This is a genomic window from Acinetobacter parvus DSM 16617 = CIP 108168 (assembly GCF_000368025.1).
Taxonomy (GTDB): Bacteria; Pseudomonadota; Gammaproteobacteria; order Pseudomonadales; family Moraxellaceae; genus Acinetobacter; species Acinetobacter parvus.
Window position 1 is genome coordinate 190,417 of the sequence record NZ_KB849210.1, and the last position, 21,698, is coordinate 212,114.

Genomic DNA, 21,698 nt, shown 5'->3' on the forward strand with positions numbered 1-21,698 from the left:
TTCAGCCAGCATGGTCTATGCGGCTTCAAACACTGAGCCACAGAATCCACCGCAGCCCCAACCTCCACAGACAGAAGCGGCGACATCTGAAAATTTTCTGGACTATATTCCAAAATGGGTGGATGCGACCCCAACTGTTTTTCCTGAACAGTCCAATCAGCCGATTGTGCCGCCAACGGAGGAAACGGAAGACAGAACATGGATTGATCGCAAACAGCGCACTATCCGCGAATGGACTGACCGCACCTCAGTTAAGATTGATGACTGGTTTGGGGAGATAGATCCAGAAAAGCCTGCTTCCGCCACCATCCGCTTTATGCTCGATAATTACTGGAATGAATATGACAATTACGAGGTGAAACCCCGTATTCGTGGGAAGATCAAGCTCCCAACTCTGGAGAAACGCCTGAGTCTGGTCTTCGGTGATGATACGCTGGACGATGAGTTTGACAACAATATTGCCAATATCAACAATCAACCGAATCAGGACACCAGCAAAAGGCTAGATTCCAAACAGGCACGAGATAACAACGGCTCTATTGCGCTACGTTTTTCAAATTTCTCCAAACGACTACCATTTGATACCGATGCAGATATCGGTATTCGCTCTGGTGATGATGTTTATTTACGTTTGAGAGCAAAAAAATATTGGGATTTAGATCATGACTTTAATTTCAATGCTGAACAAATCTATCGCTATGGCAGTAAAAGTGAAAACTATCTTCGAACAAATTTAGAACTGATTCACGCACGCCCAAACCAACCTTTTTTATCAAATCAGCTCAGTTTGACCTATGCTGATACACAAGATGATGATTTAAGATGGGACAACCGTACATTCCGCCAACACCAATTTTTTGCACACAATAGTTTTAAGTACGGTATTTACACGGGTGGCTATTACGATAACAACGATTTACGTCTAAATAGTTGGGGACCTTTTGTATCTTGGCGACAACCTCTTTGGCGCGAATGGTTCTATGTACAAGGAGATCTCAATTATTTTAACGACCACCGTGAAGATCGAAGCCATTACATGAGTACATTTGTTCGATTTGAAAGTTTATTTTGATGAAATTAACAGCGCTCTTGTGGATAACTTTAAGTTTATCCATAGCAAAAAACCTCTAATCATTTAGAGGTTTTTTTGCTATCAGATGAGATAAAACTACTTCAATAGTAGGCTATTGATGCGTTTGACATAAGCCGCAGGGTCTTCTGGCAAGCCGCCCTCGGCAATCACCGCCTGATCAAAAATCACATTGGCAAGGTCATCAAACTGTGCTGAGTTTTCCAGTTTTTTCACCAATGGATGTTCAGGGTTAATTTCCAGCGTTGGCTTGCTTTCAGGAACCGCCTGACCTGCCTGTTTCAGCATACGGATCAACTGTGGAGAGAGTTCACCCTCACTGGTGACCAAACATGCAGGTGAGTCAACCAAACGGGTGGTCACACGGACTTCCTTGGTTTTGTCCTTCAATGAAGTGCTTAAACGCTCCACCACAGGTTTAAACTGTTCAGCCGCTTCCTCAAGCGCCTTTTTCTCATCCGCATCCTGTAGATCACCTAAATCCACCGCACCTTTAGACACGTTCTGTAATGGTGTCCCATCAAACTCAAAGACAAAATTCATTGCCCACTCATCGACACGGTCTGCCATGAGTAACACTTCGATGCCTTTTTTCTTGAACACTTCAAGCTGTGGTGAATTTTTCGCGGCGGTTAAGTTATCTGCTGTCACATAATAAATGGCTTTCTGCCCCTCTTTCATGCGGGCTTTATAGTCAGCCAAAGAGGTTGAGATTTCATCATTGGTCGATGTCGCATAACGTAACAGCTTTAAGATACGCTCACGGTTAGCCATATCTTCACCCAGACCTTCTTTTAACACTGAACCAAATTCAGTGTAGAAGGTCTTGAATTTTTCCTGATCTTTCTCATCTTCCGATTTTGCCAGGCCATCCAATAAGGTTAGAACACGGCGAGCATTGCCCTCACGAATGGTTTTGACATCACGGCTTTCTTGTAACAATTCACGGCTGACATTCAGCGGTAAATCGGCACTGTCCACCACGCCCTGAACGAAACGCAAGTAGTTTGGAATCAGGTTGTCTGCTTCATCCATGATGAATACACGTTTAACATAGAGCTTGATGCCCGCCTTTGCCTCACGCGTGAACAAGTCCTGCTTCGCCTGACTTGGGATATACAGCAACTGGGTATATTCGGTGCTGCCCTCAACACGGTTATGCGCCCATGCCAAAGGCTCTGCAAAATCATGGCTCAGGTTTTTATAAAACTCGATGTATTGCTCATCAGTGATTTCACTCTTATTACGTGTCCATAACGCACTTGCTGAGTTAATCGCTTCCCATTCATCCGTCTTCACCATTTGGCCGCCTTTAGGCTCCTCACCCTCGGCAACCTCTTCCTCTTGCCAAACCTCTTTTTGCATTTCAATTGGCAGACTAATATGGTCTGAATATTTATTGATGATCTGTTTAACTTTCCACGACTCAAGATATTCCAGCGCATCATCACGTAAATGCAGAATGATGTCGCTACCACGGCTCGCTTTATGAATTTGCTGAACTTCAAACTCGCCTGTACCACCACTGATCCAGCGCACACCCTCGGCCGCATCCAGCCCCGCACGACGGGACTCCACCGTGATTTTATCGGCAACAATAAAGCCTGAATAGAAACCCACACCAAACTGACCAATTAACTGTGCATCGGCTTTCTGGTCACCTGTCAGTTTGGACATAAAGTCCTTGGTGCCTGATTTTGCAATGGTACCAAGGTTGTCAATCGCTTCCTGCTGGCTTAAACCAATACCGTTATCTGAAATGGTCAAGGTCTTGTTGTCTTTATCCAGAATGACACGAACATGCAGGTCTGGATCATTTTCATAATATTCAGGATGGTTGATCCCCTCAAAACGCAGCTTATCGCAGGCATCTGATGCATTGGAAATCAATTCACGTAGGAAAATTTCAGGATTGGAATAGAGGGAATGCGTCACCAAATGCAATAACTGAGCAACTTCAGCTTGGAAACTATAATTTTTTGAGGCTTGTTCACTCATAAATCACTCCTTATTTGTGAGGCTTAAATTTAGAATGATTTATGAATGGAGTATTTCTATGATTTTTCAATGCTTATGACTAAATTTTTTATACGCGCACGCCATTAAAATGGCCCATGACTCAACTACGCGATCCTGCAACAACTGGTCAAGCTGCAACTGTTGCTGTGCATAGGCACGTTTCAGGCATGGTGTATTGGCCCCATAGGAGTTACGCTGCTTTAACCACTGGAACTGCTTGTCCTTTTCTGCATCCCGCCCGCCCATTGGCAATGCAGCAGGATAATCTGATAGATGGTTGCCAGTTTTATATCAACATCATTCAGTCCAATATTCTGGCAGATTTGCTGTTCAGCTTTTAATTTGGCCTCCATCAATAAAAAAGGCTCTAAAATAGAGCCTAAACATTGTTTTAATTTTTTATAAAACCATTGCAGCAATCCAGCCAAAAATAAGCAGTGGGATATTAAAGTGTATAAATGTTGGCACAACAGTATCCCAAATGTGATCATGTTGACCATCAACACCCAAACCAGCGGTTGGTCCCAAAGTCGAATCAGAGGCTGGAGAACCCGCATCACCCAGTGCGGCGGCAGTCCCAATAATTGCGATCGTTGCCATCGGACTAAAACCAAACTGCAAACATAATGGCACATACATGATAGCCAGGATCGGTACGGTAGAAAATGAAGAACCGATACCAAGTGTGATCAAAAGACCAACCAAGAGCATGACAAAGGCAGCCAGGGCCTTACTGTCCCCAATCCAGCCTGCTGTTGCTTTCACAAGCTCAGGAACCTGATTGGTTGCTTCAATGACCGCAGCAAAACCTTGTGCAGCAATCATGGTAAAACCAACCAGTGCCATCATACGCATACCTGTCACAATCACATCATCGGCTTCTTTCCATTTAAAGATTCCAGCACAACTCAGGATTGCCACACCGACCAAGCCCGCGACAATCATTGAATCTGAATAGAGCTGTACGACAATCGTTGCAAGAATGGCAAATGCAGCCATGAATAACGTGAACTTTGCAATCTGGGGTGCTTGCTGCTCCTGGGTCATTTCACCCACGATACTACGTGCAACATTATGCAAGGCCTTGTCCTCATAATCTCGCGGTTTACGGTAGCTGATAAAAACCGCTGTTAACATCCCCAGGAACATTCCTGATACAGGGATCAGCATTGCTCGCGGAATTTGATCATTGCTGATATGAAAGCCGTAGCTTTGACCAAAATGGTTAATGTTGTGTCCCAAAATATCATTCAGGAAGATCGCACCAAACCCCATTGGCAAAAACATGTACGTTGCGACCAAACCGAACGTCAGCACACACGCAATCGCTCTACGATCCAGGCGTAGATGGTTGAAAACAATCAATAATGGTGGTATCAGGACAGGAATGAACGCAATATGTACTGGAATGACATTTTGCGATGCCACCGCAGCCGCACCAACTGTAAGAAAAATGAGAAATTTCATTTTCTTCTGGGTACGATTATCTGCATCATTTTTTAGACTTTTAACCAATTTATAGGCAAGTAAATCAGGTAAGCCAGAACGGGCAAGCGCCAAAGCGAAAGCACCGAGCACCCCATAAGCAAGTGCGATCTGAGCACCGCCGCCTAGACCATTATTAAATGCATCTAACGTACCCTGTACCCCCAGACCTGCCAACAAACCTCCCGTTAAAGCTCCAATTACAAGTGCAAAAACAACTGGAACCCGCCCCAGGGATAGGCCGAACATAACAGCAACCGCTGCAATAATCGCGAACATAACTTTGAACTAAATGAAACGAGGGCGCCATTCTACCAGAGTTTAAATTCCGCGATTGCCGTCAGTTGATTTTTATTTATGCATTTTTCACGATAAATTGGCGAATATAATCGGCAATTTTTTCTGGCTGACTCAGTACCGCCCAGTGATTCGCATCCAGCTCAACATATTCAAATTCCTCAACCCATTTTGGCATGGATTCCGTAATGTATTCAGGGCTTACGAAAGCATCCCGCTTCAATACAATTGCCTGCACAGGACACTGTGCATAACGCTGGCGTGGCTGGGTCAGGGATGGAATAAAGTTGGCACGGTACAGATTGATTCCATATTTACCATCCGCCACAATATTGGCATTTAATGGTAGATCCTGTTTTTTCTCCAGACCACTTAAAATCTTGCCCCATTTCTCTGGACTAAAGAATGTCCATGCTGTTGGTGCAAGCAATGGTAAATGGAATGCGCCGATGTACCATGATTTAGTCAGCATCTTCAAGACATTGCTTGGAGCGGACTTAAATTTCTCACGTAGATACAGAGAGGCGTGATCCAGGCAAGGTCCCGAAATGGTAGTATAGGATAATAAGCGACCCTTTAATTTTGGCTCAGTTGCCGATTCCCACGACTGTATAGAACCCCAGTCATGCGCTGCCATATGGAAATTACGGTTTGGCAGAACCTGATCAACCACTTCCTGCAAATCCAGTGACAAACGTGGCAAACGATAATGCTTGATGCGTTTAGGAATGGAAGATAACCCTGCACCACGAACATCGTAGGTCACGACAAAATAGTCATTTACCAACTTCTCAATAATCGGTTCCCATACTTCCTGATTGTCTGGATAGCCATGTACCAGCACCAATGGTGTGTTTTTCTCATCACCCCATGTCTTGACACAAAGTGTTTGCTGATCAGAAGTGGTGACGGTTTTTACTTGTGCTTGCATAATTCTTTCCCATTTTTTCAGTCGGCATGGTCATAAAAAAGCCATTGCCACCGATACAATAAAAATGATACTTATGGACTATGAATAGAGTTGCAAGAAAAAAAATTGACCATGAAAGACATTTTCAAAAAAATTCGAACCATTCCTGTGGTTTGTAAATTTATGATCAACCACTACTCACCTTACCGTGGTGCAGGAATCACAATTGAAACCATTGATATGGACAATTACCACATCCGTGTCAAAATGCCGCTCACCCGAAAAAACCGTAACATTGTTGGGACACATTTTGGTGGAAGTTTATACTCAATGGTTGATCCATTTTATATGCTGATCCTGATGCACCATTTAGGCCATAAATACATTGTGTGGGATAAAAGTGCCTCGATTAATTTCCTGTCACCAGGTCGCAGCACCGTCTATGCGGATATACAGCTCAGTGCCACTGAAATTGCGGAAATTAAGCAACTGGCTGAAAATCATGAACCTGTGTTTCGAAACTATACATTGAACGTTGTGGATGATGCGGGAACACGAATTGCAGAGGTTGAAAAGGTTCTGTATATCCGTCTGAAAAAGCCCAAAGCCAGTGCTTAATTTTACGCATATAAAAATGCCTGCAAGGTTTTGCAGGCATTTTTGAATCTGAGAAATTATCTTTTCTTCTCCTGAATGGCTGCACCAGCACCACCACCGATTGCGCCACCAATCGCAGCCCCAGAATCACCACCAAAGATTGATTTACCAATCACAGAACCAATACCTGCGCCAATTGCACTACTTGTGGTTGAGTTGCTGCTGCCACCCTTGGCGTTTGCACCGACACCTGCGCCCGCTGCCGCACCGACACCTGCACCAAGACTACCACCGACATGGTTACCTACACCACCACCAACAGCACCACCCAGTGCCGCCGCACCAATACGCTGGTCAGACGCACTCATATTCTGGCAGCCTGTAAACATCACCGCCGATAACATCAAAGTAGAAACTAAACCCATTGTTTTTTTCATGACTATACTCACTCCTGTTGGTTCTAATAAAAAGCATAATCTTCTTTTATGGGGAATTTGATCTGATTGTGTTATTAGAATGTCCAAATCGATTAATGTTTTGTAACGACTTTCCATTTTTATCATCATTAAGTTGACGCTTTAAATGACGAAAAGAAGCCCTTATCCTAGACAAGGGCTTCTTCCTAATTTTTAAACAATACTTGGCGTACTTCTAAATTCTAGTATTTAGTATTTGCCTTTTTTCTCACCATAAGCTGCGCCAGCACTACCGCCCAGTGCGCCACCTACCGCAGCACCAGCCTCTCCACCCAGAACTGCACCACCCAGAGCCGCACCCACACCAGCACCAATCGCACTGTTTCTGGTGTTTTTACTATTTGCACCTTTTGCATTGGCAGCAACACCCGCACCAATCGCCGCACCCAGTCCAGCGCCAATATTACCGCCTAGACCTTTTCCGACAGCACCACCTGCACCACCCCCAATGGCAGCCGAACCAATACGCTTATTTTCTGGACTTACATTTTGGCAACCCACAAACAATGTGGTTGACATTAGGCCAACACTCACAATCATCATCATTTTTTTCATTAGAACTTCTCCTCTCTCAATTGAAAGTAGCATAGACTGCTTTCATGAAGCATTTACCTTGATTAAGTAATCAAGTGCTAATGCTGTAATGTGTTTATGTAACATTTGCTTGTTTTTTCCACAAAAAAGGCACCGCAAGGTGCCTTTTTTGATTTGCTGGAACTTAGAACTGGTCTGAGTTCAACGCTTGACTAAATGCCTGGTCAACTTCACTGAAATCGTTATGAAGTTCAAACTCCGCAGCTTCAGCCTCTTGACGACGACGCTCTAAGTGGTACGCAAGACCCGTACCCGCTGGGATCAAGCGACCCACAACAACGTTTTCTTTTAAGCCACGTAAATCATCTTCTTTACCTGTTACAGCAGCTTCAGTTAACACGCGTGTTGTTTCCTGGAACGATGCAGCAGAAATGAATGAGTCAGTAGAAAGCGATGCTTTGGTGATACCCATCAATTGACGTTCAAACTTCGCAGGGAACTTGTTCTGAGCCAAGACAGCTTGGTTCTCTTGAACAACGCGGATGTAATCCACTTGCTCGCCCTTAATGAAACTTGTATCACCGCCATCAGTGATATCAACTTTACGCAACATTTGACGTACAACAACTTCAATGTGCTTATCGTTGATTTTTACACCTTGCAGACGGTAAACGTCCTGAACTTCGTTCACGATATAGTTGGTTAATGCCACTTCACCTTTCAAACGTAAGATGTCATGTGGGTTTTGTGGGCCATCAGACACCGTTTCACCACGGTTGACATGCTCGCCTTCAAACACGTTCATGGTACGCCATTTCGGAATCAGCTCTTCATAAATTTCCGAGCCATCATCTGGTGTAATCACTAAACGGTTCTTACCTTTGGTCTCTTTACCAAAGCTCACGATACCAGACACTTCTGCCAGAATCGCATGCTCTTTCGGTTTACGTGCTTCGAACAAGTCAGCTACGCGTGGCAGACCACCTGTAATATCACGGGTACGAGAAGATTCCTGTGGTACACGACCAATAACGTCACCCACACCAATCGTTTCTCCATCACGGACAGTTACAATTGTATTTTGTGGCAGGAAGTAGAACTGTTCGCCGCCATCGGTTGTATCCAACACGATTGCAGGACGTAAATCTTTACCAGAAGCAGGACGTGCTGTTACAGGCAAGATTTCAACAGTGGTCATACCTGTTGCATCGTCCGTCTTAGAGGTTGCAGTTACACCATCAGCGATCTGGCTAAAACGTGCTTTACCAGCAACTTCTGTTACCAATGGATGTGTATGCGGATCCCAAGTCGCTACGATACCGCCAGCTTCTACAGCTTCACCATCTTTCAACAAGATGCTTGCACCATAAGGAAGTTTGTAACGCTCACGCTCACGTCCCAAGTCATCCGCAATACCAATTTCACCTGAACGAGAAACCGATACCAAGTGACCTTTGGCATGTTGTACAGTTTTCACGTTGTGGAAACGTACAGTACCTTTGTTACGCACTTGAACACTGTTCGCAGCAGAAGTTCGGCTCGCAGCACCACCCACGTGGAACGTACGCATGGTTAACTGTGTACCTGGCTCACCAATTGACTGTGCAGCCATTACACCAACAGATTCACCTGGGTTCACCAAATGACCACGTGCAAGATCACGACCATAACAACGCGCACATACGCCGAATGTAGATTCACACGCAATAACTGAACGAACTTTAACTTCATCGACACCCGCTTCTTCAAGCTGAGCTGCGATTTTCTCGTCAATTAACGTACCACGAGGTAATACAACTTCATCATCAGATGCACGACGTACATCTTCAGCAGTTACACGACCCAATACGCGGTCACGTAATGGCTCGATGACATCACCACCCTGAATGAATGGTGTCATTACTAGGCCGCCAGCTGTACCACAGTCAGATTCAGTAATCACCAAATCTTGTGCTACGTCTACGAGACGACGGGTCAGGTAACCCGAGTTCGCAGTTTTCAATGCAGTATCGGCCAAACCTTTACGTGCACCGTGTGTTGAAATAAAGTACTGGAGTACTGTTAAACCTTCACGGAAGTTCGCTTTAATCGGAGTCTCAATGATCGAGCCATCTGGCTTCGCCATCAAACCACGCATACCAGCAAGCTGACGGATCTGCGCCGCACTACCACGGGCACCCGAGTCAGACATCATATAAATCGAGTTGAATGATTTCTGTTTCTCATCTTCACCTTGTTTGTTTTTCACAAGGGTATAAGACAAGTTATCCATCATCGCTTTCGCAACTTGGTCGTTGGTACGTGCCCAAATATCGACTACTTTGTTATAACGCTCACCCGCAGTTACGAAACCTTGCTCAAACTGTTGTTCAATTTCGCGAACTTCAGTTTCAGATTTAGCAATAATCGCTTCTTTGTTTGGTGGAATCAACATGTCTTCCATACCGACGGACACACCTGAACGCGTCGCTTGACGGAAGCCCAGATACATCAACTGGTCAGCGAAGATAACAGTGTCTTTCAAGCCAAGCTTACGGTAGCAAGAGTTGATTAACTTCGAGATGTTTTTCTTGGTCATCTCAAGGTTGATCATGTCAAAACTCAAACCTTGTGGAACCACTTCCCACAATAAGCAACGACCCGGTGTGGTATCAACAATAATGGTTTGCTGTTCACGCTGACCATTTTCATCAATCACGGTTTGATGTACACGTACTTTCACACGCGCATGAATATTCACTTTACCTGTCGCCAAGGCACGGTTCACTTCATGTGTATCCGCAAACACCATGCCCTCACCCTTGGCATTTACCGCATCACGGGTGATGTAGTAAAGACCCAAGACCACGTCCTGAGAAGGTACAATGATCGGCTCACCATTTGCAGGTGACAGGATGTTGTTGGTTGACATCATCAATGCACGTGCTTCTAACTGTGCTTCCAATGTCAATGGAACGTGTACCGCCATTTGGTCACCATCGAAGTCGGCGTTAAACGCTGCACAAACGAGTGGGTGAAGACGGATTGCCTTACCTTCAATCAGAATAGGTTCAAATGCTTGAAGACCTAGACGGTGAAGTGTTGGCGCACGGTTCAACATCACTGGATGTTGACGAATTACAGAGGCAAGAACGTCCCAAACTTCCGGCGTTTCACGCTCAACCATTTTCTTCGCAGCTTTAATGGTTGTTGCTTGACCAGAAGCTTGTAGTTTCGCGAAAATAAATGGCTTGAACAGTTCAAGTGCCATCTTCTTCGGAAGACCACATTGGTGCAGACGTAAAGTAGGACCTACGGTAATGACCGAACGGCCTGAATAGTCAACACGTTTACCAAGTAAGTTTTGACGGAAACGACCTTGTTTACCTTTGATCATATCAGCCAAAGATTTCAATGGACGTTTGTTCGAACCTGTAATCGCACGACCACGACGACCGTTATCAAGCAACGCATCAACAGACTCTTGTAACATACGTTTTTCATTACGTACGATAATATCTGGTGCTGCAAGGTCAAGAAGACGCTTCAAACGGTTATTACGGTTGATCACACGACGGTAAAGGTCGTTCAAGTCTGAAGTCGCAAAACGACCACCTTCAAGTGGTACAAGCGGACGTAAGTCTGGTGGAAGTACTGGAAGTACGTTCATCACCATCCATTCAGGCTTGTTGTTTGAATCTTTGAATGCTTCCATCAATTTCAAACGCTTAGACGATTTTTTCAGCTTAGTTTCTGAGGTCGTTTGTGGAATTTCTTCACGTAAACGCGCGATTTCAGCATCTAAATCGATATCTTTAAGCAAATCTTGAATTGCTTCTGCACCCATTTTCGCAGTGAATTCATCACCGTGTTCTTCAAGTGCGTTGTAGTATTCTTCGTCACTTAAAAGTTGATACTTTTCAAACGGTGTCATACCAGGATCAGTAACAACATAAGATTCGAAATACAATACGCGCTCGATATCGCGTAATGTCATATCAAGAAGTAAACCGATACGGCTCGGTAATGATTTCAAGAACCAGATGTGTGCAACTGGAGAAGCAAGGTCAATATGACCCATACGCTCACGACGAACTTTAGCAGTCGTTACTTCAACGCCACATTTTTCACAAATGACGCCTTTATATTTCATACGCTTGTATTTACCACACAAGCATTCATAATCTTTGACTGGACCAAAAATTTTGGCACAGAACAAACCATCACGTTCAGGTTTAAAAGTACGGTAGTTAATGGTTTCAGGCTTTTTAACTTCACCGTGAGACCATGACTTAATCATCTCTGGTGACGCAAGACCAATACGGATACGGTCAAATTCAACAGGTGCATGACCTTCTGAATCCGTTTTCTTACGCATGATATCGAGCAAGTCTTTCAATTTTTTTCTCCGTGTGTCGGGGAGCTACGCTCTTCCGACTGGGTCACAAATATTGTTTTTACTGAAATTATGGAATCTCCGCCTAGCCCCTCTTTTCAAAGAGGGGAACTTCCCCCCTTTTTTAAAGGGGGAACGAGGGGGATTTAGTCACCATTTTTCAGTTCAATGTTGATACCTAAAGAACGGATCTCTTTGGTCAATACGTTGAACGATTCAGGCATACCCGGATCCATGTAATGGTTCCCATCTACAATGTTCTTATAGATGCGTGTACGACCTTCGACGTCATCCGACTTCACTGTAAGCATTTCTTGGAGCGTATATGCAGCACCGTATGCTTCAAGTGCCCAGACTTCCATCTCACCGAAACGCTGACCACCGAATTGTGCTTTACCACCAAGCGGTTGTTGAGTTACAAGTGAGTAAGAACCTGTTGAACGCGCATGCATCTTGTCATCAACCAAGTGGTTCAGTTTCAGCATGTACATGTAACCTACAGTTACAGGACGGTCAAACTGTTCACCTGTACGACCATCAAACAATACTGTTTGACCTGTACGAGAAATGTCTGCCAATTCAAGTAAGTCTTTGATCTGGCTTTCTTCAGCACCATCAAATACAGGAGTCGCTAATGGAACACCAGCACGTAAGTTACCTGAAAGCGCCAAGATTTCTGCGTCAGTCAAGCTATCAAGCTCTTCCTGCTCACCACCAACCTTGTTATAAATCTTGTCTAAGAATTCACGCAGTTCAATCACTGTACGTTGTTCTTTCAACATTTTTTCGATCTTATCGCCAAGACCTTTCGCCGCCATACCCAAGTGAGTCTCAAGAATCTGACCCACGTTCATACGTGACGGTACACCAAGTGGGTTCAATACGATGTCGACTGGCACACCATTCGCATCATGTGGCATGTCTTCAACTGGCAAGATGTTTGATACAACACCTTTGTTACCGTGACGACCCGCCATCTTATCACCAGGCTGGATACGACGTTTAACTGCCAGGTAAACCTTAACAACTTTCAATACGCCAGTTGTTAATTCATCACCTGTAGAAAGTTTACGCTTCTTCTCAGCAAACTTCTCGTCAATCTCGTAACTCTTCTCTTTCAAGAACACTTGAATTTGAGTTAAACGCTCAGCAATTGCTTCATCATTTGGCTGGATTTCAAGTAAATCAACCAACTCTAAACCAGACAATACCTCTGCAGAAAGTTTATCACCGCGTTTGGTTGAACCACCACCATTAGATTCTTGACCTTTCAACAAACGAACAATACGTTCACGTGCTGCTTCTTCGAAGATTTTGTATTCTTCTTTCAAGTCTTTACGGTATGCATCAAGCTGAGCTTTCTCAATTGCCTGCGCACGTTCATCTTTTTCCAAACCATCACGTGTGAAGACTTGAACGTCAATCACTGTACCTTTAGTACCCGATGGAACACGTAAAGACGAGTCTTTTACGTCAGCCGCTTTTTCACCAAAGATTGCACGAAGTAATTTTTCTTCAGGTGTTAACTGAGTTTCACCTTTAGGCGTGACTTTACCAACAAGGATGTCACCCGCAGTCACTTCCGCACCGATATACACAATACCTGACTCATCCAACTTAGATAAAGCTGCTTCGCCAACGTTTGGAATATCAGCGGTAATTTCTTCCGAGCCCAACTTAGTATCACGTGCGACACATGACAATTCCTGAATGTGAATCGACGTTAAACGATCTTCTTGAAGCACACGCTCAGAAAGTAAGATCGAGTCTTCATAGTTATAACCGTTCCATGTCATGAACGCGACGCGCATGTTTTGACCCAGCGCAAGTTCACCCATGTCAGTCGATGGACCGTCAGCCAAAATATCACCACGAGCAACTTTGTCGCCCAGGTTCACGATGACATTCTGGTTAATACAGGTATTTTGGTTTGATCGTGTATATTTGATCAGGTTATAGATATCTACACCTGCTTCACCCGCAATCATTTCATCTTCGTTGACACGAATCACGATACGAGATGCATCAACATATTCAATCGCACCACCGCGGTTGGCGATTACACACACACCTGAGTCACGTGCTACGTTTGCTTCCATACCTGTACCAACAAGCGGCTTGTCAGCACGCAATGTAGGAACAGCCTGACGTTGCATGTTCGAACCCATCAAGGCACGGTTCGCATCATCGTGTTCAAGGAATGGAATCAATGATGCTGCAACAGAAACAACCTGCTGTGCAGAAACATCCATATGTGTGACGCGCTCAGGCGACATACGCACAAATTCACCTTGATGACGGACAGAAACCATTTCTTCAGTCAAGTTGCCATCTTTATCCACTGCTGAGTCGGCTTGTGCAATGACAGTGCCTACTTCTTCAATTGCAGATAAGTATTCAACTTCATCAGTCACACGACCATCAACAACTTTACGGTATGGTGTTTCCAAGAAACCGAAGTCATTCGCTTTAGCATAGACAGAAAGCGAGTTGATCAAACCAATGTTTGGACCTTCAGGTGTTTCAATTGGACAAACACGACCATAGTGAGTTTGATGTACGTCACGTACTTCAAAGCCTGCACGTTCACGCGTCAAACCACCAGGACCAAGCGCAGATACACGACGTTTGTGCGTAATCTCAGACAATGGGTTATTTTGGTCCATGAACTGAGACAATTGGCTTGAACCAAAGAATTCTTTGATTGCCGCAGCAACTGGTTTGGCGTTAATTAAATCTTGCGGAGACAAGTTATCAGTTTCTGCTTGGCTTAAACGCTCTTTCACAGCACGTTCAACACGGACTAGACCAACACGGAATTGGTTTTCTGTCATTTCACCCACAGAACGTACACGACGGTTACCTAAGTGATCGATATCGTCGACTTCACCTTTACCGTTACGGATTTCTACTAATGTACGTAATACATCAATAATATCGTCGTGTGACAGAATACCTTCAACTTCACGTGACTTCTGGTCAGTACCGACTTCGTATGGACGCCCCAAACGACGGTTGAACTTCATACGACCCACTGGAGAAAGGTCATAACGCTCAGAAGAGAAGAACAAATTATTGAATAGGTTTTCAGCAGCTTCTTTCGTCGGCGGCTCGCCTGGACGCATGACTTTATAGATTTCAACAAGTGCTTCTTCACGACCTGTTGTTGTATCTGCACGTAATGTATCCGCAACAAACGAACCACGATCAATATCATTCGTGAATAGGATGTTAAACTGCTTCACACCATTTTCAGCGATCTTCACCATGATGTCATGGCTAAGAACGGTATTCGCAGGAATCACATCACCACTTTTCAGTGTGATATCTTCAGCTGTAATACGCTCATATAAATATTCATCAGGTACAGAAAGCTTGGCTAAGTTCGCAGCTTCCATTTGACGTACGTGACGTGCGTTAATACGTTTACCTTGTTCAACGATCGCTTTACCATCATTGTCTAAGATATCAAATTGTGCCATTTCACCACGTAAGCGATCTGGAACAAGATCAATTTGATAGCTACCCATATCAAGATATACAGGTACTTTTTCATAGAACAAATTCAAGATTTGTTCATTGCTGTAATTCAAGGCACGTAGAATCACCGTTGCCAGTAACTTACGACGACGGTCAATACGTACGAATACTAAATCTTTAGCATCAAATTCAAAATCTAACCATGAACCACGGTAAGGAATAATACGTGCTGAATACAACACTTTACCACTTGAGTGGGTTTTACCCTTGTCATGGTCAAAGAATACACCTGGTGAACGGTGTAATTGAGATACGATGACACGCTCAGTACCGTTGATAACGAAAGTACCGTTATCGGTCATGAGTGGCATTTCACCCATGTAAACTTCTTGTTCACGCACGTCTTTAATTGATTTCGTTTCACGATCTTTAATGATCAAACGAATTTTTACGCGCATTGGTGCTGCATAAGTTGAACCACGTAAAATACATTCACGTACGTCAAACTCAGGCTTACCAAGACTATACTCAACAAATTCTAAAGCAGCATTGCCAGAATAACTTTCAATAGGAAAAACTGAACGAAATGCGGCTTGGAGACCGATATCTTCGCGATTTTTTGGAGTTTTACCGCCTTGTAAGAATGTACGGTACGAATCGACCTGAATCGACAGTAAGTACGGTGCTTCCATTACGTGGGGCAATTTACCAAAATTCTTACGGATCCGTTTCTTTTCGGTATATGAGTATGCCATCTGGAGTCCTCGGAAAGTAAACTAAACCCGCCTGCAGAACGGGTCTAGAAAGAATTACGCAGGCCGATATGGCCACCACTGTTTACAAATGCTGCAATTTTAGTGGTATTAAAACGCTTAACAATATTTTTATAAGCAAAAAAATATTGGTAAGCGTTTGATTTCATAAATTTTGTTTAAATAATACGCACAATGAACGTAAAACTATCAAAAAACGAGCCGATTATTGTAACGCAAAAAGGCTGATGACCCAAGAGCCATCAGCCATTTTTTGGAGCCGATTTTGAAAAAATCGACTCCCTACAGCATTACTTAAGTGTAACTGTAGCACCAGCTTCTTCAAGCTTCTTCTTAAGTTCTTCGCCTTCTTCTTTAGAAACGCCTTCTTTAAGAACTGCAGGAGCGCCTTCAACAAGATCTTTAGCTTCTTTAAGACCAAGGCCAGTAGCTTCACGAACTGCTTTAATTACAGCAACTTTGTTAGCACCGAAAGAAGTCAACTCAACGTTGAATTCAGTTTGCTCTTCAACAGCAGCAGCAGCTGGACCAGCAGCTACAGCTACAGCAGCAGCAGATACATTGAAACGCTCTTCAAATGCTTTGATTAAGTCAACAAGTTCGATAACTTTTAATTCAGCAACTGCGTCTAAGATTTGTTCGTTTGTTAAAGCCATGAGAATAACTCCAAATGGATATTGAATGGTGTGAAAGTAGATTTAAGCTTAAGCAGCTTCTGACTCGTTTTTCTCTTGGAGCGCTGTAAGTAAACGACCCAATTTCGAAATAGGAGCTTGAAGAACAGAGGCAAGCATAGTAAGCGCTTTTTCGTGGTTCGGAAGGTTTGCAATAATACTAACTTCTTCACCTTGATAAAGTTTGCCGTCAAATGCAGCAGCTTTTAATTCAAATGCTTTGTTAGTTTTAGCAAATTCTTCGAACAAGCGTGCAGCTGCACCCATATCGTCTTCAGAAGTTGAGAATGCTAAGATTGTTGGACCAACCAGATTGTCATTCAAGATAGAGAATTGCGTATCTTGAAGAGCACGTTTAGCTAAAGTATTACGTACAACACGTGTAGCAACACCTAGTTTACGAGCTTCAACACGAAGAGCAGTTAATTGCTCAACCGTTAAACCCTGGTAGTCAGCAACAACGGCAGCGAACGCTGTAGAAGCAACTTCAGTTACTTCAGCAACGATCTGTTTTTTGTCTTCGATAAGAAGAGCCATTGTAAAACCTCCTAACGGTGATTTATGCACCCATACAGGCACACTCCCAATTCGTAAGCCTTTCGACTTACACGCGGAGGAGTAACAAATCACACCACCGCGTCTACTCAGACTGGTATTTTAAGAAGCAAATCCTAAAACCTGCCTCGCCTGAGGTCTTTGACGCTGATAAACCTTCATTTATCAATTCAAAGTTTGCTCGGACCCTCTTTTAACAAAAGAGACCGAGGCTTTAAAATTCTGTCTAATTACTTAGAAACGTTGTTTACGTCAACAGTAAGACCTGGGCCCATAGTCGAGCTTAAAGTGATCTTCTTAACGTATACACCTTTAGAGGTTGCAGGTTTTAAACGTTTTAAATCTGCAATTAAAGTTTCAACGTTTTGACGTACAGCTTCTTCGCTAAAGCCAAGTTGACCGATTGCAGCGTGGATGATACCACCCTTGTCTACACGGTAACGTGCCTGACCAGATTTAGCATTTTTAACTGCATTAGCAACATCTGGAGTCACTGTACCCACTTTAGGGTTTGGCATTAAGCCACGCGGACCAAGAATTGTACCTAACTTACCAACAACGCGCATTGCATCAGGAGCAGCAATAACTACGTCGAAATCAAGATTTCCACCTTGAATGCTTTCAGCAAGGTCATCAAATCCCACAACATCTGCACCAGCTTCTTTTGCAGCTTCAGCAGCAGCACCCTGAGCAAATACTGCTACACGTACAGTTTTACCTGTACCTGCAGGTAAAGTCGTCGCACCACGAACAACCTGATCAGATTTACGTGGATCAACACCAAGGTTTACAGAGATGTCTAATGATTCTTTGAACTTCGCAGCTGGAAGGCTGTTAAGAACTTGTACCGCTTCTTCCAAAGTATAAACTTTGTTTGCCTCTACAGCAGCAGCAATGGCTTTTTGACGTTTAGTTAACTTTGCCATGTCTTATAGCTCCACTTCCAAGCCCATAGAACGTGCAGAACCAGCAATGGTACGCACACGAGCGTCTAAATCAGCACCAGTTAAATCTGGTTCTTTAGTAGTCGCAATTTCTTCCAATTGAGCACGAGTCAACTTACCAACTTTAGTTTTGTTCGGTACAGAAGAACCCTTTTGAATACCAGCAGCTTTCTTAAGAAGAATAGATGCAGGTGGAGTTTTCATGATGAATGTGAACGATTTATCGTTGTACACAGTGATCACGACAGGAATTGGCAAGCCAACTTCAAGTTTTTGTGTAGCAGCATTGAATTCTTTACAGAATGCCATGATGTTTACACCACGTTGACCTAAAGCAGGACCAATTGGTGGAGATGGATTTGCTTTACCAGCTGGAACTTGCAGCTTGATATAGCCGTCAATCTTCTTAGCCATTGAAAATTACCTCTGGGTACAGACGCCGTCAGGCTCCCCAAAAAATTAAACAACACCAAAGTGTTAGAACAACAATGCCCGATCAAATCGGGCGCTTACCAACCAACTCAAATTAAATCGTTTTTTCGACTTGTCGAAACTCAAGTTCAACTTGCGTTGGTCGATTAAATACATTAATCGTCAACGTTAAACGCGACTTTTCGTACTGAACTTCCTCCACGACTCCTTTAAAGTCAGTGAACGGACCATCAATAACGAGTAATTCTTCACCTGGTTCAAACATCGTCTTAGGACGCGGTGCTTCACCAGTATTACGTACACGAGCAAGAATCGCATCAGCTTCACGTTGAGAAATTGGTGCTGGTTTTTCTGGCGTACCGCCGATAAAACCAAGAACCTTTGGACATTCTTTTACAATGTGCCAAGTATCATCATTCATTTCCATTTCGACTAACACATAGCCTGGAAAGAATTTACGTTCAGATTTACGTTTCTTACCGTCCTTCATTTCAACTACTTCTTCAGTAGGAACTAGGACTTCACCAAAGCTGTCAGCTACCGTGCTACGTTGAATACGTTCATTAAGCGAACGCATCACTTGTTTTTCAAAACCTGAATAGGCATGAATAATATACCAACGTTTCATGGCGCTCTTACCCGATAATTAACTTAATAAACCAACCTAACCCATAATCAAAGCACCACAACACTAGAGATGCAATAATTACTACCAAGAGCACCTGCCACGAAGTGGTGATCGTCTCTTGTTTCGTCGGCCAAGTCACTCGACGCAGTTCAATTCGTGCATCTTGCAACAAGCGCACAAAGCCTTTACCTTGATGGGTGGCGTATAATAAACCTAAAGCGACAACGATACAAGCCAAAATTACCCCAACGCGCACCCAAATATCATTTGCAGGCGCCCAATAGGCAGGTAAATGCTGATTTACCAATGCAGAACCGATTAGCAAAGCAATAGCAACCAACCACAGGACAGCATCCAATGGCGAACTTGAACTTACAACTTCTGCATTATTTCTTTGAGGGATTGGCGCGTCGCTTAATGCGTCACGCGATTTATCATTCGACATTTTTTTACTCGTCGTTGAATTCGCGACTTATTATATGACAACTTAGCCAGAATCAAGCTTTTTTATTTAAAAAAAGTGGCAGGCCAGGAGGGACTCGAACCCCCAACATTCGGTTTTGGAGACCGACGCTCTACCAATTGAACTACTGACCTATTAAGCAAATCGAAAGCCGAAGCTTTCGATTTGAGTCTAACACAGTATGGAGCTTATGCAGTTACTTTCGCAACAACACCAGCACCTACAGTACGACCACCTTCACGGATTGCAAAACGTAGACCTGGGTCCATTGCGATCGGGTGGATTAACTCTACTGACATTTCTACGTTGTCACCAGGCATTACCATTTCTACGCCATCTTGTAGTTTGATCGCGCCAGTTACGTCAGTTGTACGGAAGTAGAACTGTGGACGGTAACCGTTAAGGAATGGAGTGTGACGACCACCCTCTTCTTTAGAAAGTACGTATACTTCCGCATCGAATTTGGTGTGTGGCTTGATTGTACCTGGTTTAGCAAGTACCTGACCACGTTGTACGTCTTCACGCTTGGTACCACGTAGAAGAACACCACAGTTCTCACCCGCACGACCTTCGTCAAGAAGTTTACGGAACATTTCAACGCCAGTAACTGTAGTCGTTTGAGTATCACGGATACCAACGATTTCAACAGACTCACCAACTTTGATGATACCAGCTTCTACACGACCAGTTACTACTGTACCACGACCAGAGATAGAGAATACATCTTCGATTGGCATCAAGAATGCTTTATCGATTGCACGCTCTGGTTCTGGAATGTAAGAGTCAAGCGCTTCTACAAGTGCAAGAACTGATTTCTCACCATATTCGCCATCATTGCCGTTCAATGCTTGAAGCGCTGAACCACGGATGATTGGAGTGTCATCACCTGGGAAGTCATAAGTAGAAAGAAGTTCACGAACTTCCATTTCTACTAATTCAAGTAATTCTTCATCATCAACAAGGTCACACTTGTTTAAGAATACGATGATGTAAGGTACACCTACCTGACGAGAAAGAAGAATGTGTTCACGAGTTTGTGGCATTGGACCATCAGTCGCAGCACATACAAGGATCGCGCCGTCCATCTGAGCAGCACCAGTGATCATGTTTTTAACATAATCGGCGTGGCCTGGGCAGTCTACGTGAGCGTAGTGACGGATTGGAGAATCGTATTCTACGTGTGATGTATTAATGGTAATACCACGTGCTTTTTCTTCAGGAGCTGAGTCGATTTGTGAGTAATCTTTCGCTTCACCGCCGTAAGTTTTTGCACAGATAGTTGCAATCGCAGCAGTTAAAGTTGTTTTACCATGGTCAACGTGACCAATTGTACCCACGTTTACGTGTGGTTTATTACGTTCAAACTTAGCCTTAGCCATTTGATTTTCCTCGTTTACGTCGACACCAGTTTAGAGAAAAACAACCCTGAAAAACTTTCTTTATCGACATTCGCCTAAAAAACTAGACACCTAATACTTGAAAAGCAGACTATAATAGCCTGCTTCTTTAAATTTTGTAGATATTCTCTACTAAGCTGTATATCTGGAGCTCTTATCGAGATTTGAACTCGAGACCTCTCCCTTACCAAGGGAGTGCTCTACCACTGAGCTATAAGAGCGATCTCTTCGATGGAGCGGGAGACGAGGATCGAACTCGCGACATGCAGCTTGGAAGGCTGCCACTCTACCAACTGAGTTACTCCCGCATGTTGGTACTGACCACTTATATCGAAGTCGAATGGTGGTGGGAGAAGGATTCGAACCTTCGAAACTTTCGTAGCAGAGTTACAGTCTGCCCCCTTTGGCCGCTCGGGAATCCCACCATATCGCACTTACTTGCAGTGCCATCCTTTATTCAACCTATCAACTTTAAGATGGTGCCGGCACACGGATTCGAACTGTGGACCTACTGATTACAAGTCAGTTGCTCTACCAACTGAGCTATGCCGGCTTTATCTTAGCGTTTG

At 43.8% G+C, this 21,698-nt stretch carries 16 protein-coding genes, 5 tRNA genes and 1 pseudogene; 2 read left to right on the top strand and 20 right to left on the bottom strand.

Translation table 11 applies throughout. The annotated features are described in order from the left end of the window. Nucleotides 1-10 precede the first annotated feature (10 nt). Nucleotides 11-1,072 carry a hypothetical protein gene (locus tag F988_RS01575; RefSeq protein WP_004680728.1) on the top strand — a complete coding sequence of 354 codons (1,062 nt, stop codon included), beginning with the start codon at nucleotides 11-13 and terminating at the stop codon, nucleotides 1,070-1,072. Nucleotides 1,073-1,168: 96 nt separating this feature from the next. Here the strand turns inward: F988_RS01575 and htpG are convergent, their stop codons facing one another. The 4 genes and pseudogenes from htpG to F988_RS01595 all read right to left on the bottom strand — a co-directional run bounded on the left by htpG (nucleotide 1,169) and on the right by F988_RS01595 (nucleotide 5,822). Beyond that, nucleotides 1,169-3,088: a molecular chaperone HtpG gene (htpG, locus tag F988_RS01580; RefSeq protein ID WP_004680729.1), complete on the bottom strand. Its 1,920-nt coding sequence runs from the start codon at nucleotides 3,086-3,088 to the stop codon at nucleotides 1,169-1,171. 104 nt (nucleotides 3,089-3,192) lie between these two features. Then, nucleotides 3,193-3,462, bottom strand: a pseudogene (locus F988_RS01585) (lysozyme inhibitor LprI family protein). 46 nt (nucleotides 3,463-3,508) lie between these two features. Then, nucleotides 3,509-4,873, bottom strand: coding sequence for a Na+/H+ antiporter family protein (locus F988_RS01590; protein WP_004680731.1), 1,365 nt, complete (start codon nucleotides 4,871-4,873; stop codon nucleotides 3,509-3,511). Between the two features lie 76 nt (nucleotides 4,874-4,949). Then, nucleotides 4,950-5,822: an alpha/beta fold hydrolase gene (locus tag F988_RS01595; protein WP_004674351.1), complete on the bottom strand. Its 873-nt coding sequence runs from the start codon at nucleotides 5,820-5,822 to the stop codon at nucleotides 4,950-4,952. A gap of 90 nt (nucleotides 5,823-5,912) precedes the next feature. Between F988_RS01595 and F988_RS01600 the strand changes: the two genes are divergently transcribed. Next, nucleotides 5,913-6,419, top strand: a complete 507-nt coding sequence (locus F988_RS01600; protein WP_010589263.1) for a DUF4442 domain-containing protein — start codon at nucleotides 5,913-5,915, stop codon at nucleotides 6,417-6,419. A 56-nt stretch (nucleotides 6,420-6,475) separates the two neighbouring features. On the opposite strand, the gene F988_RS01605 is transcribed toward F988_RS01600, so the two are convergent. The 16 genes from F988_RS01605 to F988_RS01680 all read right to left on the bottom strand — a co-directional run bounded on the left by F988_RS01605 (nucleotide 6,476) and on the right by F988_RS01680 (nucleotide 21,682). Next, nucleotides 6,476-6,835 carry a YMGG-like glycine zipper-containing protein gene (locus F988_RS01605; protein WP_004680733.1) on the bottom strand — a complete coding sequence of 120 codons (360 nt, stop codon included), beginning with the start codon at nucleotides 6,833-6,835 and terminating at the stop codon, nucleotides 6,476-6,478. Nucleotides 6,836-7,063: 228 nt separating this feature from the next. Continuing rightward, nucleotides 7,064-7,429: a hypothetical protein gene (locus F988_RS01610; protein ID WP_004680734.1), complete on the bottom strand. Its 366-nt coding sequence runs from the start codon at nucleotides 7,427-7,429 to the stop codon at nucleotides 7,064-7,066. Between the two features lie 163 nt (nucleotides 7,430-7,592). Then, nucleotides 7,593-11,786, bottom strand: coding sequence for a DNA-directed RNA polymerase subunit beta' (rpoC, locus tag F988_RS01615; protein ID WP_004680735.1), 4,194 nt, complete (start codon nucleotides 11,784-11,786; stop codon nucleotides 7,593-7,595). A 143-nt stretch (nucleotides 11,787-11,929) separates the two neighbouring features. Continuing rightward, complete coding sequence (gene rpoB / locus F988_RS01620; protein ID WP_004680736.1) at nucleotides 11,930-16,018, bottom strand: DNA-directed RNA polymerase subunit beta; 4,089 nt, start codon at nucleotides 16,016-16,018, stop codon at nucleotides 11,930-11,932. Between the two features lie 308 nt (nucleotides 16,019-16,326). After that, nucleotides 16,327-16,692: a 50S ribosomal protein L7/L12 gene (gene rplL / locus F988_RS01625; protein WP_004659350.1), complete on the bottom strand. Its 366-nt coding sequence runs from the start codon at nucleotides 16,690-16,692 to the stop codon at nucleotides 16,327-16,329. Between the two features lie 48 nt (nucleotides 16,693-16,740). Further along, the gene (gene rplJ / locus F988_RS01630) at nucleotides 16,741-17,247 is read right to left on the bottom strand and encodes a 50S ribosomal protein L10 (RefSeq protein WP_004659354.1); all 507 of its coding nucleotides are present in this window, start codon (nucleotides 17,245-17,247) and stop codon (nucleotides 16,741-16,743) included. Between the two features lie 248 nt (nucleotides 17,248-17,495). After that, nucleotides 17,496-18,191 carry a 50S ribosomal protein L1 gene (gene rplA / locus F988_RS01635; protein ID WP_004674343.1) on the bottom strand — a complete coding sequence of 232 codons (696 nt, stop codon included), beginning with the start codon at nucleotides 18,189-18,191 and terminating at the stop codon, nucleotides 17,496-17,498. A gap of 3 nt (nucleotides 18,192-18,194) precedes the next feature. Beyond that, nucleotides 18,195-18,623, bottom strand: a complete 429-nt coding sequence (rplK, locus tag F988_RS01640) for a 50S ribosomal protein L11 (RefSeq protein ID WP_004637639.1) — start codon at nucleotides 18,621-18,623, stop codon at nucleotides 18,195-18,197. A 112-nt stretch (nucleotides 18,624-18,735) separates the two neighbouring features. Next, a complete protein-coding gene (nusG, locus tag F988_RS01645; protein ID WP_004680737.1) occupies nucleotides 18,736-19,269 on the bottom strand; it encodes a transcription termination/antitermination protein NusG in 534 nt (177 codons plus the stop codon). A 7-nt stretch (nucleotides 19,270-19,276) separates the two neighbouring features. Beyond that, nucleotides 19,277-19,714 (bottom strand): preprotein translocase subunit SecE, encoded by a 438-nt coding sequence (gene secE, locus F988_RS01650; protein ID WP_004680738.1) that lies wholly within the window; start codon nucleotides 19,712-19,714, stop codon nucleotides 19,277-19,279. A 76-nt stretch (nucleotides 19,715-19,790) separates the two neighbouring features. Then, nucleotides 19,791-19,866, bottom strand: a tRNA-Trp gene (locus F988_RS01655). Between the two features lie 54 nt (nucleotides 19,867-19,920). Beyond that, nucleotides 19,921-21,111 carry an elongation factor Tu gene (gene tuf, locus F988_RS01660; RefSeq protein ID WP_004680739.1) on the bottom strand — a complete coding sequence of 397 codons (1,191 nt, stop codon included), beginning with the start codon at nucleotides 21,109-21,111 and terminating at the stop codon, nucleotides 19,921-19,923. A 164-nt stretch (nucleotides 21,112-21,275) separates the two neighbouring features. Then, a tRNA-Thr gene (locus F988_RS01665) sits at nucleotides 21,276-21,350 on the bottom strand. Nucleotides 21,351-21,361: 11 nt separating this feature from the next. After that, a tRNA-Gly gene (locus tag F988_RS01670) sits at nucleotides 21,362-21,437 on the bottom strand. A 33-nt stretch (nucleotides 21,438-21,470) separates the two neighbouring features. Beyond that, nucleotides 21,471-21,554 (bottom strand) — tRNA-Tyr (locus F988_RS01675). A gap of 52 nt (nucleotides 21,555-21,606) precedes the next feature. Further along, nucleotides 21,607-21,682 (bottom strand) — tRNA-Thr (locus F988_RS01680). Nucleotides 21,683-21,698 lie beyond the last annotated feature (16 nt).

Coding starts and splice junctions, on each gene's coding strand:
- F988_RS01575 (WP_004680728.1), top strand. CDS start 11: ATGGTCTATGCGGCTTCAAACACTGAGCCACAGAATCCACCGCAGCCC.
- htpG (WP_004680729.1), bottom strand. CDS start 3,088: ATGAGTGAACAAGCCTCAAAAAATTATAGTTTCCAAGCTGAAGTTGCT.
- F988_RS01590 (WP_004680731.1), bottom strand. CDS start 4,873: ATGTTCGCGATTATTGCAGCGGTTGCTGTTATGTTCGGCCTATCCCTG.
- F988_RS01595 (WP_004674351.1), bottom strand. CDS start 5,822: ATGCAAGCACAAGTAAAAACCGTCACCACTTCTGATCAGCAAACACTT.
- F988_RS01605 (WP_004680733.1), bottom strand. CDS start 6,835: ATGAAAAAAACAATGGGTTTAGTTTCTACTTTGATGTTATCGGCGGTG.
- F988_RS01610 (WP_004680734.1), bottom strand. CDS start 7,429: ATGAAAAAAATGATGATGATTGTGAGTGTTGGCCTAATGTCAACCACA.
- rpoB (WP_004680736.1), bottom strand. CDS start 16,018: ATGGCATACTCATATACCGAAAAGAAACGGATCCGTAAGAATTTTGGT.
- rplL (WP_004659350.1), bottom strand. CDS start 16,692: ATGGCTTTAACAAACGAACAAATCTTAGACGCAGTTGCTGAATTAAAA.
- rplJ (WP_004659354.1), bottom strand. CDS start 17,247: ATGGCTCTTCTTATCGAAGACAAAAAACAGATCGTTGCTGAAGTAACT.
- rplA (WP_004674343.1), bottom strand. CDS start 18,191: ATGGCAAAGTTAACTAAACGTCAAAAAGCCATTGCTGCTGCTGTAGAG.
- rplK (WP_004637639.1), bottom strand. CDS start 18,623: ATGGCTAAGAAGATTGACGGCTATATCAAGCTGCAAGTTCCAGCTGGT.
- nusG (WP_004680737.1), bottom strand. CDS start 19,269: ATGAAACGTTGGTATATTATTCATGCCTATTCAGGTTTTGAAAAACAA.
- secE (WP_004680738.1), bottom strand. CDS start 19,714: ATGTCGAATGATAAATCGCGTGACGCATTAAGCGACGCGCCAATCCCT.
- tuf (WP_004680739.1), bottom strand. CDS start 21,111: ATGGCTAAGGCTAAGTTTGAACGTAATAAACCACACGTAAACGTGGGT.